Origin of the sequence: Echinicola strongylocentroti, from assembly GCF_003260975.1 — a bacterium.
In the GTDB taxonomy this organism is placed as follows: Bacteria; Bacteroidota; Bacteroidia; order Cytophagales; family Cyclobacteriaceae; genus Echinicola; species Echinicola strongylocentroti.
Map to the genome: position 1 here is coordinate 5276108 of NZ_CP030041.1, position 15651 is coordinate 5291758.

Annotated in this window: 15 protein-coding genes; all 15 read left to right on the forward strand. The window is 44.5% G+C overall.

Going from position 1 to position 15651, the window contains the following annotated elements; genetic code table 11:
- Window positions 1-173: 173 nt before the first annotated feature.
- Complete coding sequence (locus DN752_RS20775; RefSeq protein ID WP_112785752.1) at window positions 174-884, forward strand: Crp/Fnr family transcriptional regulator; 711 nt, start codon at window positions 174-176, stop codon at window positions 882-884.
- Between the two features lie 320 nt (window positions 885-1204).
- Entirely contained in the window at window positions 1205-1906 is a 702-nt protein-coding gene (locus DN752_RS20780; protein WP_112785753.1) for a hypothetical protein, read from the forward strand.
- A gap of 79 nt (window positions 1907-1985) precedes the next feature.
- The gene (locus DN752_RS20785) at window positions 1986-4415 is read left to right on the forward strand and encodes a heavy metal translocating P-type ATPase (protein ID WP_112786643.1); all 2430 of its coding nucleotides are present in this window, start codon (window positions 1986-1988) and stop codon (window positions 4413-4415) included.
- Window positions 4406-4585 carry a cbb3-type cytochrome oxidase assembly protein CcoS gene (gene ccoS, locus DN752_RS20790; protein WP_112785754.1) on the forward strand — a complete coding sequence of 60 codons (180 nt, stop codon included), beginning with the start codon at window positions 4406-4408 and terminating at the stop codon, window positions 4583-4585. Before DN752_RS20785 ends, ccoS begins: the two co-directional genes overlap by 10 nt.
- A 2-nt stretch (window positions 4586-4587) precedes the next feature.
- Window positions 4588-6741, forward strand: coding sequence for a cytochrome-c oxidase, cbb3-type subunit I (gene ccoN / locus DN752_RS20795; protein WP_112785755.1), 2154 nt, complete (start codon window positions 4588-4590; stop codon window positions 6739-6741).
- Window positions 6742-6753: 12 nt separating this feature from the next.
- Window positions 6754-6945: a cbb3-type cytochrome c oxidase subunit 3 gene (locus tag DN752_RS20800; RefSeq protein WP_112785756.1), complete on the forward strand. Its 192-nt coding sequence runs from the start codon at window positions 6754-6756 to the stop codon at window positions 6943-6945.
- Window positions 6932-7873, forward strand: coding sequence for a cbb3-type cytochrome c oxidase N-terminal domain-containing protein (locus tag DN752_RS20805; protein ID WP_112785757.1), 942 nt, complete (start codon window positions 6932-6934; stop codon window positions 7871-7873). The genes DN752_RS20800 and DN752_RS20805 overlap by 14 nt, the downstream gene beginning before the upstream one ends.
- 14 nt (window positions 7874-7887) lie before the next feature.
- Complete coding sequence (gene ccoG, locus DN752_RS20810; RefSeq protein WP_112785758.1) at window positions 7888-9300, forward strand: cytochrome c oxidase accessory protein CcoG; 1413 nt, start codon at window positions 7888-7890, stop codon at window positions 9298-9300.
- Between the two features lie 19 nt (window positions 9301-9319).
- Complete coding sequence (locus DN752_RS20815; protein WP_112785759.1) at window positions 9320-9745, forward strand: FixH family protein; 426 nt, start codon at window positions 9320-9322, stop codon at window positions 9743-9745.
- Window positions 9745-10449, forward strand: coding sequence for a sulfite exporter TauE/SafE family protein (locus DN752_RS20820; RefSeq protein ID WP_112785760.1), 705 nt, complete (start codon window positions 9745-9747; stop codon window positions 10447-10449). The genes DN752_RS20815 and DN752_RS20820 overlap by 1 nt, the downstream gene beginning before the upstream one ends.
- Window positions 10450-10674: 225 nt before the next feature.
- Entirely contained in the window at window positions 10675-11241 is a 567-nt protein-coding gene (locus DN752_RS20825) for an RNA polymerase sigma factor (protein ID WP_112785761.1), read from the forward strand.
- Window positions 11210-12451 carry a porin family protein gene (locus DN752_RS20830; RefSeq protein ID WP_112785762.1) on the forward strand — a complete coding sequence of 414 codons (1242 nt, stop codon included), beginning with the start codon at window positions 11210-11212 and terminating at the stop codon, window positions 12449-12451. Before DN752_RS20825 ends, DN752_RS20830 begins: the two co-directional genes overlap by 32 nt.
- A 137-nt stretch (window positions 12452-12588) precedes the next feature.
- A complete protein-coding gene (locus DN752_RS20835; RefSeq protein WP_112786644.1) occupies window positions 12589-12951 on the forward strand; it encodes a 2-polyprenyl-6-methoxyphenol hydroxylase in 363 nt (120 codons plus the stop codon).
- A gap of 14 nt (window positions 12952-12965) precedes the next feature.
- A complete protein-coding gene (locus tag DN752_RS20840; protein ID WP_112785763.1) occupies window positions 12966-13502 on the forward strand; it encodes a YceI family protein in 537 nt (178 codons plus the stop codon).
- A 3-nt stretch (window positions 13503-13505) separates the two neighbouring features.
- Window positions 13506-14402, forward strand: coding sequence for a DUF5777 family beta-barrel protein (locus DN752_RS20845; protein ID WP_112785764.1), 897 nt, complete (start codon window positions 13506-13508; stop codon window positions 14400-14402).
- Window positions 14403-15651: the final 1249 nt, after the last annotated feature.

Genomic DNA, 15651 nt, shown 5'->3' on the forward strand with positions numbered 1-15651 from the left:
TTGCAAATTACGGGAGTTTTTAGGTTCTCAAGATCGCGGGATGATTTTTTTTAAAATTAAACTATAAGAAGTTATATTTTGCTTAAATTTTATTAATATGACAAAAGTCATGTTTTCTAACTACTATTTGGGGTTACTTTTGTCACACCAATTATTTAATAAAGGAGACTGTCATGAGTAAAAAAAATACACCGTGTGAGCTCTGCATAAGTAGGAAATTTTCCTTGTTTTCGGATTTGGCCGATGAGCATTTATGTAGTTTGTCAGAAAGTAAAAATTTGATAACCCATCAAAAAGGACAAGTGCTCTTTTATGAAGGGACAAAACCCTTGGGGATTTTTTGCATAAGTTCAGGGATTGTCAAGGTATATAAGACCGCCTCTAACGGTAAGGATCAAATCATAAGGCTTGCCCAAAAAGGGGATTTTCTGGGATATACCTCCTTGCTTGGCGAGGACGTGTATTCCAATTCAGCCTCTATTGTCGAAGATGCTAATATTTGCTTTATCCCTAAGGAAACATTCCTGAACATTCTATCAAAAGATAATAATTTTCAAAAGCGGTTGACCAAATCCATCTGCCAATCATTAGGGCTAATGGAAGAAAAGCTAACTGATGCCACCCAAAAGACTATTCGTGAGCGGTTGGCTTTTACGCTCCTGAAACTTAGTGATTCCTATGGGATAGATGGTGGAAAGAACCAAAAAATCAACCTCAACCTGTCCCGAGAGGAAATTGCGGGGCTGGTTGGTACGGCCACGGAAACAGTTATTAGACTGTTGTCTGAATTTAAGAAAGACCAAATGGTAACTTTTGAGGGTAAAAAGATCATTGTGCTGGATAGGGATGCATTAATACGTCTTTCGGATTTTTATCAAAGTTAAATTTTTTCAAATTATCCATTTAATAAGTATAAGTTTTGATAAAGGGATGTCAGAGTAGGGGGGCGTTGCTGAGATTTCGGTTCCCTGATAATTGGGGTAGTTTCCCATGAATGTTAGCTGAACCATTTATCCCTTCCTTTGGTGGGGTAATAGTTTGTTCTTATCAAAGAAGAAATTATTGATAGTCCTTAAATCAATCGCCATTTATATTATACCTATAGTATTTTTTAATTGCCTAGAAATCATACTAGAAACGGTAAAATCAAAGAGTGTTTTACCTTGTTCAAAAGGTGTTTTTTGGTATGTAAGTGATTATAGTCATGTTTGGTGATGGGGATGCATCATCTCTTTTTGATGGTCCAAGAGGTACCTTTGTCAAGGTAGCAAAATGGATTATAATGACGGGAAAATATTTAGAACTAGGTGAAAACTCAAACAGTTTTTGGTCGGCCTTGAAGAAGGATGAACTTCCTTTTCAGCCAAGTGTACTAGACCTTATGGGCAGTGAATTCATCAATCAACCCCAGCCGAAACTACTAGTTGGTAAAATGGCTAACCTATTTTCTTTGTATAAGCAAGAGATCCTTCAGGCTTATAAATTGAAGTGCCGATTAGGCTTGCCTGTGGTGATTTTTGATAAAAAAATTTCACTTGAAAAAATCCTGTTACACTATGATGGGAAAGAACAGTCAGCGAGAAATATCAAGTATTTCGTTTCAATGTTTGAGAATGAATTAAAGCAAAGCCAGGTAACCATCATTTCTCCTGATTTTATTCCCAAGTCCAGAATCCCGAAAGAAGCGTCCCTAGTTCAGTTATTGTCAAAAAAGTCCAGTGAGACGAGTTTTATAAAGTTCAATTTTACCCAAATCGAACAATTTTGGAATTATGGTATGAGAGAAAGATATACTATGATCGTAACATCTAAGAATTATATGGAAGAATTCATAGAATTATCAGGCTTGCTTTGCAAAGAAAAACATGAAGATGTAAATAATTGCCTAAGTATCTATCTGGTCTAGTAATTTTTGATAAATAATTTGCATTTAAATGCTTGATTATTGCTTTTTATATTTAATTTAAGATGTAACCATGATGTATATGAAGCCAATTGATAATAATATTTTTGAGTTGTGTTATCATTGTGGTGAAAAATGCCAAGAAGAGTCCCTGAACTTTGATGAAAGAAATTTTTGCTGTCCAGGGTGTAAGTTGGTATATGAAGTACTTCAAGAGCACGACCTTTCCAGCTATTATGACTATGGCTCCCGCCCTGGTACCCGCCAGTCAGCACTGGGTCATGCATCAAACCAATTTGATTACCTGGACGAACCTGAGGTCATCCAAAAACTGGTTGATTTTTCGAATGATAAAGAAACTCATATCACTTTTAAAATCCCAGCCATCCACTGTGCCTCCTGTATTTGGTTGCTGGAAAACCTCCACCAACTGAAAGATGCTATTTTTTATTCTCGTACTGACTTTGTAAAAAAGGAATGTCAGATAAAATTTTATACCTCAAGAACCAGTCTTAAAGAAGTCGTAAAGCTCCTTTTTAAGATCGGGTATATGCCGACCATTGACCTGTCCAGTTATAGTAATGAGAAAGAGGTCTCCCAAATAGATAAGAGGCTGATTTATAAGTTAGCTGTTGCGGGATTTTGTTTTGGGAATATGATGTTTTTCAGCTTGCCCGAATATTTTAGTGAAGTGACCTTGCTGGAAGAGCAGTTCAGAGGGCTCTTTGGATACCTTAATTTGGCGCTGTCCTTGCCGATTGTATTTTATGCCGCCACTGACTACTATAGGTCGGCTTGGTTTGCCCTCAAGAATAAAACCGTCAATATGGATGTGCCCATTGTCATGGGGATTGCCGCTTTATTTTTTTACAGTTTGTTTGAGGTGTTTGGAGGAGGAACAGGCTACCTGGATTCTTTGGGTGGATTGATTTTCTTTTTATTGATTGGTAAATATTATCAGCAAAAGACCTACGATACCCTGTCGTTTGATCGGGATTACACTGCTTATTTTCCATTGGCGGTCACTAGGATGAAGCAGGAGAGAGAGGAGGTAGTCTCATTGCCCAAGCTTCAAGTTGGAGATACCATCAAAGTAAGAGGAGGGGAGTTGATTCCAGCAGACAGTCTACTGATCCAGGGCGATGCGCAGATTGATTATAGTTTTGTGACAGGAGAGGAAATCCCCGTGTCAGTGCGTAAAGGACGTGTGATCTATGCAGGGGGAAGGCAGCAGGCAGGAGCCTTGCTCTTAAATGTCCAGAAAGAGCCTTCCCAAGGATACTTGACAGGGCTGTGGAACCATGATAGTTTTAAAGAAGTACAGCGGGAAGACCTCAGTACATTGGCCAATAAAATAAGCGGCAAATTCACCGTGGCCATACTGGTGATCGCGTTGGCGACCTTTGTTTTTTGGAGCGTTAGCGATATGGCTTTTGCGGTCAAGGCTTTTTCCAGTGTACTCATTGTGGCTTGTCCTTGTGCATTGGCACTTTCTACGCCTTTTACATTAGGAAATACCCTGCGGATTATGGGCAATAAGAAGTTTTTTCTAAAAAACGGACAGGTCATCGAGCAATTGGCAGGTACTACCGATTATGTCTTTGACAAAACTGGGACGCTGACTGATCCAGGCTTGGCTCAAGTGGAATTTATAGGGGAAGTTCTTCCTGAAGAGCTAAAGAGTGCCATTAAAATGATGGTAGGCCAATCTTCCCATCCCCTAAGCCATCGCATAAACAGCTGGCTTCCCCGATATGAACCAGTGTATATAGAAGGTTTTGAAGAGCAGGTAGGTAGCGGGTTAGAAGCGATTTATCAGGGTGATATAGTTCGGCTGGGATCACCTGAATGGCTGGGATTAGGAAAGATCAAGAGCCTAGATGGAGGTAATAGGGTATATGTGGCCATTAACGGAAAAGTGATCGGCTATTTCCATGTGCTCAGCACCTTGAGAAAGGGTGTGACCCAAACCATTCAGGATCTACAATCCAGTGGGAATGTCCATGTGCTTTCAGGAGACAAGACCACAGATGCCAAAAAACTAAAGGAGTTATTGGGAGCAGCGGTGATCTTTAATTTTGACCAGAGTCCGATGGATAAGCTGGAATACCTACGTAAGCTCAATACCAAGGGGAAAAGCACGGTGATGATAGGAGATGGGTTGAATGATGCCGGGGCATTGCAGGCCAGTACAGTGGGGATCGCGGTGACGGATCAGGCGACCTATTTTTCCCCTGCCAGTGACGCAATCATGGATGTGGAGGTCCTTTCTCAGTTACCTGCTTTTTTGAGTTTGGCCCGTAGTAGCAAGCAGGTGATCATCGCCAGTTTCATCATCAGTTTTCTCTACAATATAGTAGGAATCAGCTTGGCCGTACAGGGACTTTTGAGCCCGGTGGTTTGTGCAGTCTTGATGCCGCTGAGCAGTATTTCTATTGTGGCGTTTACCTCGGTTTCGATGAATTACCTGGCCTATAGAAAGGGCTTAAAGAACAATTGGCTATGGAAGTAATATTTGTTTTGATAGGCATCAGTTTGATTTTGGCAGTGACGTTCTTGGTCCTCTTCATCAGGGCATTGAAGTCAGGGCAATATGACGATACATACACACCGTCCGTAAGGATGCTTTTTGATAAAAACAAACAGTCAGATACACGCAAACGAACAACTAAATCTAAGTAAATATGTCAGAACCACTACTGGAAAAGTTCAGTTACGACAATAAGATCGTAAAGTACTTTGGAGCTGCCACCATCATATGGGGCGTAGTCGGGATGCTGGTTGGAATTTTGGCCGCCACCCAGCTTTTTCTTCCTGAGGCCAATTTAGGAAACCAATACACCACTTTTGGTAGGATACGTCCGTTGCACACCAATGCGGTGATCTTTGCCTTTGTGGGCAATGCGATTTTTGCAGGGGTGTATTATTCCATGCCGCGGCTGCTCAAAGCCCGGATGTGGAGCGACACCCTCAGCTGGGTCAATTTCTGGGGATGGCAGCTGATCATCTTGTCAGCAGTGATAACGCTTCCCCTAGGACTGACTACCTCAAAAGAGTATGCAGAACTGGAATGGCCGATTGATATTGCCATTGCTGTGGTGTGGGTGGCTTTTGGTGCCAATATGATCGGTACCTTGATCAAGCGAAGGGAACGTCACATGTACGTGGCCATTTGGTTTTACTTGGCGTCTTTCGTGACAGTAGCAGTGCTGCACATCTTCAATTCACTTGAACTGCCTGTTTCCCTGTTTAAGAGTTATTCGGCCTATGCTGGCGTTCAAGATGCTTTGGTACAGTGGTGGTACGGGCATAATGCTGTGGCTTTTTTCCTGACCACTCCCTATCTGGGATTGATGTACTATTATTTGCCCAAGGCAGCTAACAGACCGATTTATTCATATAAACTGTCCATTATCCACTTTTGGGCACTGATCTTTATTTATATCTGGGCTGGTCCGCACCACTTGCTCTATACAGCATTGCCCAACTGGGCGCAAGTACTTGGTGTGGCTTTCTCGATCATGCTGATAGCTCCTTCATGGGGCGGCATGGTGAATGGACTGCTGACCTTGAGAGGTGCTTGGGACAAGGTGCGGGTAGATCCCGTGTTGAAGTTTATGGTGGTGGCCGTAACCGCCTATGGGATGGCCACTTTTGAAGGCCCCCTGCTTTCGCTCAAAAGCGTCAATGCCATCGCCCACTACACGGACTGGATCGTGGCGCACGTCCATATTGGTGGGTTGGGCTGGAATGGTTTCCTGACGTTCGGTATGCTCTACTGGCTATGGCCGAGGATGTGGAATACCAAGCTATATTCCATCAAGCTGGCCAATGCCCACTTTTGGCTAGGTACACTAGGGATACTGTTCTATGCGCTGCCGATGTATGTGGCCGCGCTGACACAGAGTTTGATGTGGAAAGAATTTAACGAGATGGGCAGATTGGCTTATCCCAACTTCCTGGAAACTACCTTGGAGATAGTGCCGATGTACATGTTCAGGGCGTTCGGTGGTGTGCTTTATTTAAGTGGTACGCTGATCATGATCTATAATCTAGTGAAGACGACCAAGATGGGTACATTTATCGCCGAAGAACCGGATGAAGCTCCCGCGCTGACCAAGCCCGTAGCCAAGAAAGGCGAGTACTGGCACCATGTCTGGGAGAGAAAACCGATCTTCTTTACTGTTTTGGCGACGGTGGCCATTTTGATTGGAGGAGCCATAGAGATCATCCCGACCATTCTGGTCAAGTCCAATGTGCCAACCATTTCAAGTGTGGAGCCTTACACGCCGCTAGAGCTGCAGGGACGGGACATTTACATCAAAAATGGTTGTGTAGGATGTCATTCCCAAATGATCCGCCCATTCCGTTCAGAAACGGAGCGATACGGGGAGTATTCCAAAGCAGGTGAATTTGTCTATGACCGACCATTCCTTTGGGGCTCCAAACGAACGGGACCCGACCTGCACCGTGTAGGAGGTAAGTATCCAGATAGCTGGCATTATCACCACATGCTGGATCCTCGAACGATGTCGCCTGGTTCGACGATGCCAGCCTATGACTGGATGATCACCGAGATGATGGACCATGAGGACCTACCTGCCAAAATCCGTACACTACAAAAACTAGGTGTGCCCTATCCGGAGGGATACGCAGAAGGCCCCGCCATGGAGGACCTGAACCAGCAAGCCAATACCATTACGGCTGGGCTGAAGGAGGCGAATATTGAGGTAATGCCCCATTCGGAAATCGTGGCATTGATTGCTTACTTACAGCGATTGGGTACCGATATCAAAAAGCTGGATGCACCTACTGAATCGGCCAGCGAGGCAAAATAAACCAAAACAATTATGCAAAAGGAAATATTAAGTTCGATCGAAAACGTAGAGGTATACCCCATCATTTCACTACTGGTCTTTGTACTTTTCTTTGTAGGTATGGGATGGTGGGTATTGCGCACGGACAAGCAATACATAGAGCACATGAAATCCCTGCCAATGGATGAGGGTCACCAAAATGAAGAAAGCCATGAGAAGAAATAAAATAGCATTATTGACCACTATTATGGGATTAGCTTCTTCCACAGCTTTTGCCCAAGAAGCAGAGGAAGCCAGTTTTTGGGCGGCCTTGGGGACCATGGACAGCAGTGAGCTGATGCTGTTGCTGATGATTATGGTGATGCTGGGCGTGCTGGTAATGTTGCTCATACTTATGATTTACCTGATGTCCTTTATCGTGACGCTTCTCAAACAGGAGAATCCAGAACTGGCCAACCAACCCAGCTGGTGGGAGCGCTTCAACGAGCGTTTTGTGTCCGGTAAACTCAAGCCAGTGGAGGAGGAAGAGGATATCATGCTGAGTCATGATTATGACGGCATTCGGGAGTTGGATAATTTCATGCCTCCTTGGCTTAGCTATTTATTTTATGGTTCTACGATAGCTGCCATCTTCTATTTGATCAATTATTCAGCCATCGGATGGGGCAAGACACCCGAAGAAGAATACCAAGCTCAGCTCGCAGCAGAGGAAATAGCGGCCGAAAAACGCAAGGAGATGGCCTTGGCTTCTATTGATGAAAGTAACGTAGAGATGGACCAATCGGAGTTTGTCCTTATAGCTGGTGCTACAGTGTACCAAAATAACTGTGTGGCCTGCCATGCCGCCGATGGTGGCGGAGGAGTAGGACCAAATTTCACAGATCAATATTGGATACATGGAGGAAGCATCAAGGATGTCTTCAAGACGGTGAAATATGGAGTGCCTGACAAAGGAATGATTCCTTGGCAGGACCAGCTCAGTCCCGAGGAAATCATGCAGGTATCTAATTTTATACTGTCACTGAAAGGTACCACTCCGGCCAACCCTAAAGAACCACAAGGTGAGCTTTATGTTCCTGAAGGAGATGATGGTGGTGAAACGGCGGCTGACTCAGCCGTGGTGAAAACAGCTTCCGAAACAGAAGACGCATAAAATAACCAATCACAATGAGTGAAAAGCAGCAACATGACCAAGAAGCTTTTAGGGATTCGTTGTCCACGGTAAAGTCCGATGGTGGACGTAACTGGATCTTTCCCAAAAAAGTCACGGGGTTTTTCTATCGGTGGAGAACCTGGCTTTCTTGGCTATTGTTGGGTGTCCTGTTTGCTGGGCCTTTTCTGAAAATTGATGGTGAGCCTTTCCTTCTTCTCAATGTTTTTGAACGGAAGTTTGTCATCTTTGGTCAGGTGTTCTGGCCTCAGGATACCTATATTTTGCTCTTTCTGCTGCTCATTTTGTGTGTGTTTGTCATACTCTTTACCGTTGTCTTTGGGAGGGTGTTTTGTGGATGGATCTGTCCGCAAACACTTTTTATGGAGATGGTTTTTCGCAAGATCGAATACTGGATCGAAGGCGATGCCAATCAGCAACGGAAACTCAATGCCATGCCTTGGAACAGGGAAAAGGTAACCAAAAAGGGGATAAAAATGGCGATCTTTTCAGTGATATCGCTGCTCATTGCCCATACCGTCATGGCGTACTTGATAGGGATCGAAAAGACCCTAGAGACGGTCAGTCACCCGCCAAGTGAAAACTTGGCGGGTTTTATGGGGCTGCTGTTTTTTGCGGGGGTATTCATGTTGGTATTTAGTCTGTTTAGGGAACAGGTGTGCACAGTGGTATGTCCGTACGGTAGACTCCAAGGGGTGTTGCTGGATACCAATTCCATTAATGTCACCTATGACTATGTAAGGGGCGAGCCCCGTGGTAAGATCAACAAGAAACAAACCGATGCCCCACCAAAAGGGGACTGTGTCGACTGTACATTATGTGTGCAGGTCTGTCCCACGGGAATCGATATCCGAAACGGTATCCAGATGGAATGTGTGAATTGCACCGCCTGTATGGATGCCTGTGACGAGGTCATGGAAAAAGTCCATCGCCCCAAAGGCCTGATCAGGTATGCTTCCGAAAATAGTATCGTAGAAGGCCGTCAGAAATTGATCACGCCTAGGGTAATGGGGTATTCGGCAGTATTGGTGCTGTTGATTGGTGCATTTGTGGGGCTATTGATGATGAGAACGGAGCTTTCGGCCACCATCACGCGCTTTAGGGGGATGACCTACCAAGAGCGTACTGATGGCCAGATAAGCAATTTATACGAAGTGACCTTCATCAATAAGACGTTCGAAGAACAGCACGTACAAATAAAAGCAGAAGATGACCGATTTCATCTAGAGGCCAATGATGAGGGCAACTGGATCTTGGAAGGGCAGTCCAAACTGGAAGGTAGGTTTTTCTTGGTGATCCAAGGAGCGGATGTCCATGAGATCAATGAGAAGGTAACCCTTTTGCTATTACAAAATGGAAAAGAAATCGATAGGGTTTCGACCAATTTTATGGCTCCATTGCCAGATTGAAAATTTAACTGAAGAAAAAATGAACTGGGGAACAGGAATAGTATTGTTTTTTGTGGTGTTTGTATCGTTCCTATTTACCATGGTGGGCATCTGCATGAAGCAGGATGATCTCCACTTGGTAACCAACAATTACTATGAGGAAGAAATCAAGTACCAAGAGCAAATAGAAAAAGCCTCCAATGCCGCAATGCTCGATCATGAAGTGATGGCGTTTGATGTAGGCGAGAAGAAAATCATGGTTCACTTGGAAAAAGGAGCAAAAGGAACTCTATGGCTCTTCAGGCCTTCTGATGCCCGACTGGACCAGAAGGTACCGCTGTTATTTGATACTGGTAAAGAGCAATCTGTAAGCCTTCGTGAGCTGAAAAGCGGTTATTGGAAAGTGAAATTGGCTTGGGAGAAAGACGGTGTGGCGTTTTATGAAGAGAAGAAAATCACACTCTGATGATTTGGACAGCGCTGATATTGGGTTTTTTGGGATCATTCCACTGCCTGGGGATGTGTGGTCCTATTGCGCTCGCTGTTTCAGCGGCTGATTCCAAAAGTTTTTGGTGGCGGAAGCTCTGGTATAATTTGGGAAGGACGCTTACCTATGGTGCCTTGGGGCTTTTGATAGGCTTTGTCGGACAGGGCTTCCAACTGGTAGGACTCCAGCAGTGGGTATCTATTTTGTTAGGAGGAGTGATCATTATTTTCGCTTTGCTGTATAAGCGTAGTGAGCGGGCACTGGCCAGTGGAGGCATGTATGGCTTGGTCGCCAAGGTCAAATCCTCTTTGGGCTATTGGCTAAAAAAAGGTGGTACTACGGCCTTTTTTATGACTGGTCTGGTGAACGGTTTTTTGCCTTGTGGTATGGTATATATTGCGTTATTGGCCTCGTTGGCCTTGTCAAACCCTTGGCAAGGAGCCATGTACATGGTGGCTTTTGGGCTTGGCACACTTCCGTTGCTATTTCTATTGATGGTCGGAAGTGATGTTTTTTCGCCGATGTGGAGGCAGCGACTCTTTAAGATGATGCCCTATTTTGCCGTTTTGATAGGGGTACTTTTTATTTTTAGAGGATTAGGATTGGGGATACATTTTTTAAGTCCGGAATTGGGCGGTTTTGACCTGACTGCGGGAGCTTCGGAGATGACCATTTGCAAATAATGGTAGGAGGGACTTTACTGAACGATTGGTAAAAGATAATTTGGGGATAAATGGCAGGGCAAACGCATTAAGTATATTGAAGGGAAACTTCGTGTAGGTTAGGTATTATCCGTGCCCCTCCGTAAACTAACATGATTTTTTGGTAAATTATTGAATACTTTCAGTTTAGCACGCAACCTGAAGCCAGCATGTGTTGTATAGGCTGGCGCAACCCTTTTCGAAAAAGTGGATCAAGATCTATCCAAATCGCTCATAACTGGACTTTGTGAAAATAACACAAAATCCCAAGAGCTGCTTTATCGGCAGTTTTACAGCTATGGTATGAGTGTATGCTTACGGTACACTTCCAGCAGGGAAGAGGCGGTGGAAGTGTTGCATGATAGTTTTATGAAAGTGTTCACCAAAATCCATCAATATGATCAAAACCAAGCGTTTAAGAGTTGGTTTAGGCGGATCCTGATCAATACTGCAATCAACCATTACAAACGCGAAAATAAGCATTGTAATAAAACGGAGACGCTCGGTAGCGCCATTCAGGTGAAAGGGAATGAAGGGGATGCCGTGGCTCAGCTGAATTACCAAGAGATGATCCAAGTGATCCAGCAATTGTCACCTGTGTATAGAACGGTTTTTAACCTGTTTGTAATCGAAGGTTATGGGCACGATGAAATTGCCGAAAAGCTGGGGATTTCCGAAGGGACATCTAAGTCCAACCTTTTCAGGGCAAGGGCAAAATTAAGGGAACTACTAACAAGAAATCATGAAAAAGGACTGGCGAAATATGAGCGATAAGGAGCTGGATGATTTCTTTAAGCAGCAATCTGAACAGCCCGACATCCCATTTGTCCCTGAGGATTGGGACAAAATGAAGCGGCAACTTGCCTCTTCATCAGCTAACGGTGCCGCTAGACCTTGGTATAAGCGCGGAGGAATGTGGCTGGGACCCTTGCTACTGCTGTTGTTGGTCGGAGGATGGATGACTTGGAGTCTTGGTGATTTTGAAAATGAGTCAATTGGCACAGTGGAAATTAGTGCTGAAGCACCCCTCGCCACCAATAAGGAAAGTGGAAAGAAACAGGTAGATGCCGATAAAGTATTGCAGGGAGACCAATCTAGAAAGGTCGGTAAATCCGTAAATAACAGTAGTCAAGATGAAAGTGATGGAGACGGTTATGGGGCATTTTCAGCGGATCGCACATCTAAAGCGAAAGGGGGAAATCCCAAAAACACCATTCAGGATGAAAATGGACGATTGATGAAGGAGGCTATTTTGTCACCGGTTAGAGGTGTGGCGGATATTCCGGTTCCAGAGTTTGGGGTACAGTGGATGCTTGATAATGGGAAGTATGCTCTTCCATTAGAAAGTAACCATGTTAGGGAGCCTCAGAAGGAGAAGAAAATGTCATCACCTGAATTTTGGCATGATCGCCGATGGAGTGTAGCAGGGTTGCTTTCTCCCGATATCAGTGCGCTAAAATGGAAAGATATCCACGGAGTAGGGACCAGTGCTGGCCTAGTCCTCGAATATTTTATCCACCCTAAATGGAGCGTCAATGTAGGTTTTATGTATGCATTCAAAACCTACCAGGGAGAAGAGGATTACAGTGCATTTGGCTATTATGGTGCGGGCAAGGTAGCCTTGAAAGGAGACTGTTATGTGTTTGATGTGTCCACTGATGTTCGGTATTATGCATTCAGCCGAGATTTGGACAGGTGGTACCTTGGTGCAGGTTTATCGTCCTATTTTATGCTGAGGGAAAAGTATGATATAGAATATGAATCTGCTAATGGTTATCCCACTCATAAAGAGCTGGATATTAAAAGTGAAAACAATCACCTTTTTAGCGTTGTCAACCTCAGTATAGGTTATGAGAGAGACTTGTCAGAGAGGTTGTCGCTTCAGGTCGCTCCTTATTATAAAACACCTTGGCGCGGGATTGGGGAAGGTGATGTCAACCTTAAAAGTGCAGGAGTGATGATCGGCTTGAAATACAGCTGGTGAGGATTCCTGATAAATAAACCACAAACATTTCAAATAGCATCAGGATGAACTTCCAGGCTGAAAATAAAAAACAGCGCGAAGTTCGGTGGAATGCTATGGTCAAAATTGAACGAACTTTTACCAAAACCAAAGAGACAATGAACAAGCTAAGATTAATGATTATCGGGGTTTTATTGGCTGCAGGGATGTCCTGTAGTAGTGAAAATGAAGATGATATTCAGCCGGACCCTTCTGGAAACAGGTGTGAAGATGTGTCATCCACATTATCGGGCGATGTGCAGTCGATCATTACCAGTAACTGTGCGACATCCGGCTGTCATGTGTCAGGGACAGGAAGGGTAGACTTTACTGACAAGCAAAATATCATCGAATATGCATCCACTATTAATTCCTACACCCAAAGTGGTTTTATGCCACCATCAGGTTCTGGACATAGTCTGACAGCAGGAGAGAAGGATAAGATATTTTGCTGGGTATCAGCTGGAGCCCAAGACAATTAAAACAGGAGGAAGCTATGAGAGTGTTTTTGATCGTAATGCTAGTATGGACAGTTGGTTTGTCTGCAGAGGGCCAATCCTACCGCACAGAAAAATGTGCTGTGAGGTTCTTTTCAAGTGCTCCACTGGAAGATATCAAGGCGGATAATAAAGAGGCCATTGGAGTGTTCAATGCTGATTCTGGGGATTTTGCATTTGTGGTGCAGATCAAGGGATTTCAATTTGCCAAGTCATTGATGCAAGAGCACTTCAACGAAAACTTTATGGAATCGGATAAATACCCTAGGGGGACATTTGAAGGCAAAATCGACGGGTATGATCTATCTGCAAGCGGTGAGCAACAGGTGATGGCCAGTGGCAAAATGAAGATCCATGGAGTGGAGCAGCAGATGGATGTCGATGGAAAACTGATCGTTCGTGGAGGAAAGGTGTTTATGGATGCGGTGTTTCCTGTCAAACTGGAAGATCACGACATTGATATTCCCAAAATCCTTTTCCAAAAAATCGCCGAAGAGGTAGAAGTGACGGTACATTTTGAATTTAAAGAAGATTAAGACATGGGATTTTTATTTCGTTTTGGAGCTGTTTTTGGGTACTTGGTCTTGATGGCAGGATGTGCCTACGGGCAGGATAGCCTTTTGGATCAACTGGAAGAGGAAGCCTCACCAATAGAGGACCTCACGTATGGGACATTTAAAGGAACCCGCCTTATCAATGGTCATACGATAGAGACACGCGGAGCAGGTAATTTAGATTTTATCATCAGCCACCGATTCGGAAGGGTCAATTCTGGTGGGTATAATTTCTTTGGCTTGGATGATGCCAATGTCCGATTAGGATTAGCGTATTCTTTTACGGATAACCTGACGGTAGGAGTCGGAAGAAATTCTTTTCAGAAGGTTTACGACGGATTCGTGAAATATAAGCTGCTGAAACAGCAAAGCGGGAAAAAGCAAATGCCTGTAACGATGACTTGGTATTCCAATATGTCCGTCAACACGTTCAAAAGACCTGAGCTTCCCATGAGCTTTGAAAGACGATTGGCGTATGCGAATCAGTTGTTGATCGCCCGTAAATTTTCTGAAGGATTGTTCCTACAGCTGATGCCAAGCTATGTCCACCAAAACCTCGTGCCATCTGCGATGGACAGGAATGACCTCTTTGCCCTTGGGGTAGGAGGAAGGCTGAAACTGACACCGCGCACCTCATTGAACATGGAGTATTATTACCGTGTCAATCCCTACGAAGATGATGGCTTCTACAATTCCCTGGCCATAGGCTTCGATATCGAGACAGGAGGGCACGTCTTCCAACTTCAGTTGACCAACGCCCAGTCCATGACCGAAACGGGGTTTATCCCCGCCACGACGGGTAATTTCTGGGATGGGGATATCCATTTTGGGTTTAATATATCGAGGTCGTTTCAGCTGAAGGAAAAAGGTAAGAAATGGTAATAGGGGGGAGTATGGAGATATGAGACTTGAGATGTGAGACTTGAGTATTGAGAACTGTTGAGAACTCTGTGGTTGTGCTGGGTCTCTGCCCCAGCACGGTGAAGAATTGCGTCTCTGACTCAAATAATCGATGAGATACCCATAGCTATTTTTAACTCTGAATATGCATTATCCAATCCATTGGGGTCGGAAACTACTTCATGAAATAAGTCGCTTCGCTGCTGTTTTCGATACCACCATCCGTGGCGGATGCCTCAATCCTGTGGTTGTGCTGGGTCTCTGCCCCAGCACGGTGAAGAATTGAGTCTCTGACTCAAGTAATCGATCAGATACCCTTAGCTATTTTTAACCCGGAATATGCATTAGCCAATCCATTGGGGTCGGAAACTACTTCATGAAATAAGTCGCTTCGCTGCTGTTTTCGATACCACCATCCGTGGCGGATACCTCAATCCTGTGGTTGTGCTGGGTCTCTGCCCCAGCACGGTGAAGAATTGAGTCTCTGACTCAAGTAATCGATCAGATACCCTTAGCTATTTTTAACCCGGAATATGCATTAGCCAATCCATTGGGGTCGGAAACTACTTCATGAAAGTAAGTTGCTTCGCTGCTGTTTTCGATACCACCACCCGCGGCGGATACCTCAATCCTGTGGTTGCGCTGGGTCTCTGCCCCAGCACGGTGAAGAATTGAGTCTCTGACTCAAATAATCGATCAGATACCCTTAGCTATTTTTAACCCGGAATATGCATTAGCCAATCCATTGGGGTCGGAAACTACTTCATGAAAGTAAGTCGCTTCGCTGCTGTTTTCGATACCACCACCCGCGGCGGATACCTCAATCCTGTGGTTGTGCTGGGTCTCTGCCCCAGCACTGTGAAGAATTGAGTCTCTGACTCAAATAATCGATCAGATACCCTTAGCTATTTTTAACCCGGAATATGCATTAGCCAATCCATTGGGGTCGGAAACTACTTCATGAAAGTAAGTCGCTTCGCTGCTGTTTTCGATACCACCATCCGCGGCGGATGCCTCAATCCTGTGGTTGTGCTGGGTCTCTGCCCCAGCACTGTGAAGAATTGAGTCTCTGACTCAAATAATCGATCAGATACCCTTAGCTATTTTTAACCCCGAATATGCATTAGCCAATCCATTGCGGTCGGAAACTACTTCATGTAAGTAAGTCGCTTCGTTGCTGTTTTCGATACCACCACCCGCGGCGGATGCCTCAATCCTGTGGTTGTGCTGG

Coding starts and splice junctions, on each gene's coding strand:
- ccoN (WP_112785755.1), top strand. CDS start 4,588: ATGTCAGAACCACTACTGGAAAAGTTCAGTTACGACAATAAGATCGTA.
- DN752_RS20805 (WP_112785757.1), top strand. CDS start 6,932: ATGAGAAGAAATAAAATAGCATTATTGACCACTATTATGGGATTAGCT.
- DN752_RS20775 (WP_112785752.1), top strand. CDS start 174: ATGAGTAAAAAAAATACACCGTGTGAGCTCTGCATAAGTAGGAAATTT.
- DN752_RS20820 (WP_112785760.1), top strand. CDS start 9,745: ATGATTTGGACAGCGCTGATATTGGGTTTTTTGGGATCATTCCACTGC.
- DN752_RS20840 (WP_112785763.1), top strand. CDS start 12,966: ATGAGAGTGTTTTTGATCGTAATGCTAGTATGGACAGTTGGTTTGTCT.
- ccoG (WP_112785758.1), top strand. CDS start 7,888: ATGAGTGAAAAGCAGCAACATGACCAAGAAGCTTTTAGGGATTCGTTG.
- DN752_RS20785 (WP_112786643.1), top strand. CDS start 1,986: ATGAAGCCAATTGATAATAATATTTTTGAGTTGTGTTATCATTGTGGT.
- DN752_RS20830 (WP_112785762.1), top strand. CDS start 11,210: ATGAAAAAGGACTGGCGAAATATGAGCGATAAGGAGCTGGATGATTTC.
- DN752_RS20815 (WP_112785759.1), top strand. CDS start 9,320: ATGAACTGGGGAACAGGAATAGTATTGTTTTTTGTGGTGTTTGTATCG.
- DN752_RS20780 (WP_112785753.1), top strand. CDS start 1,205: ATGTTTGGTGATGGGGATGCATCATCTCTTTTTGATGGTCCAAGAGGT.
- DN752_RS20800 (WP_112785756.1), top strand. CDS start 6,754: ATGCAAAAGGAAATATTAAGTTCGATCGAAAACGTAGAGGTATACCCC.
- ccoS (WP_112785754.1), top strand. CDS start 4,406: ATGGAAGTAATATTTGTTTTGATAGGCATCAGTTTGATTTTGGCAGTG.
- DN752_RS20845 (WP_112785764.1), top strand. CDS start 13,506: ATGGGATTTTTATTTCGTTTTGGAGCTGTTTTTGGGTACTTGGTCTTG.
- DN752_RS20835 (WP_112786644.1), top strand. CDS start 12,589: ATGAACAAGCTAAGATTAATGATTATCGGGGTTTTATTGGCTGCAGGG.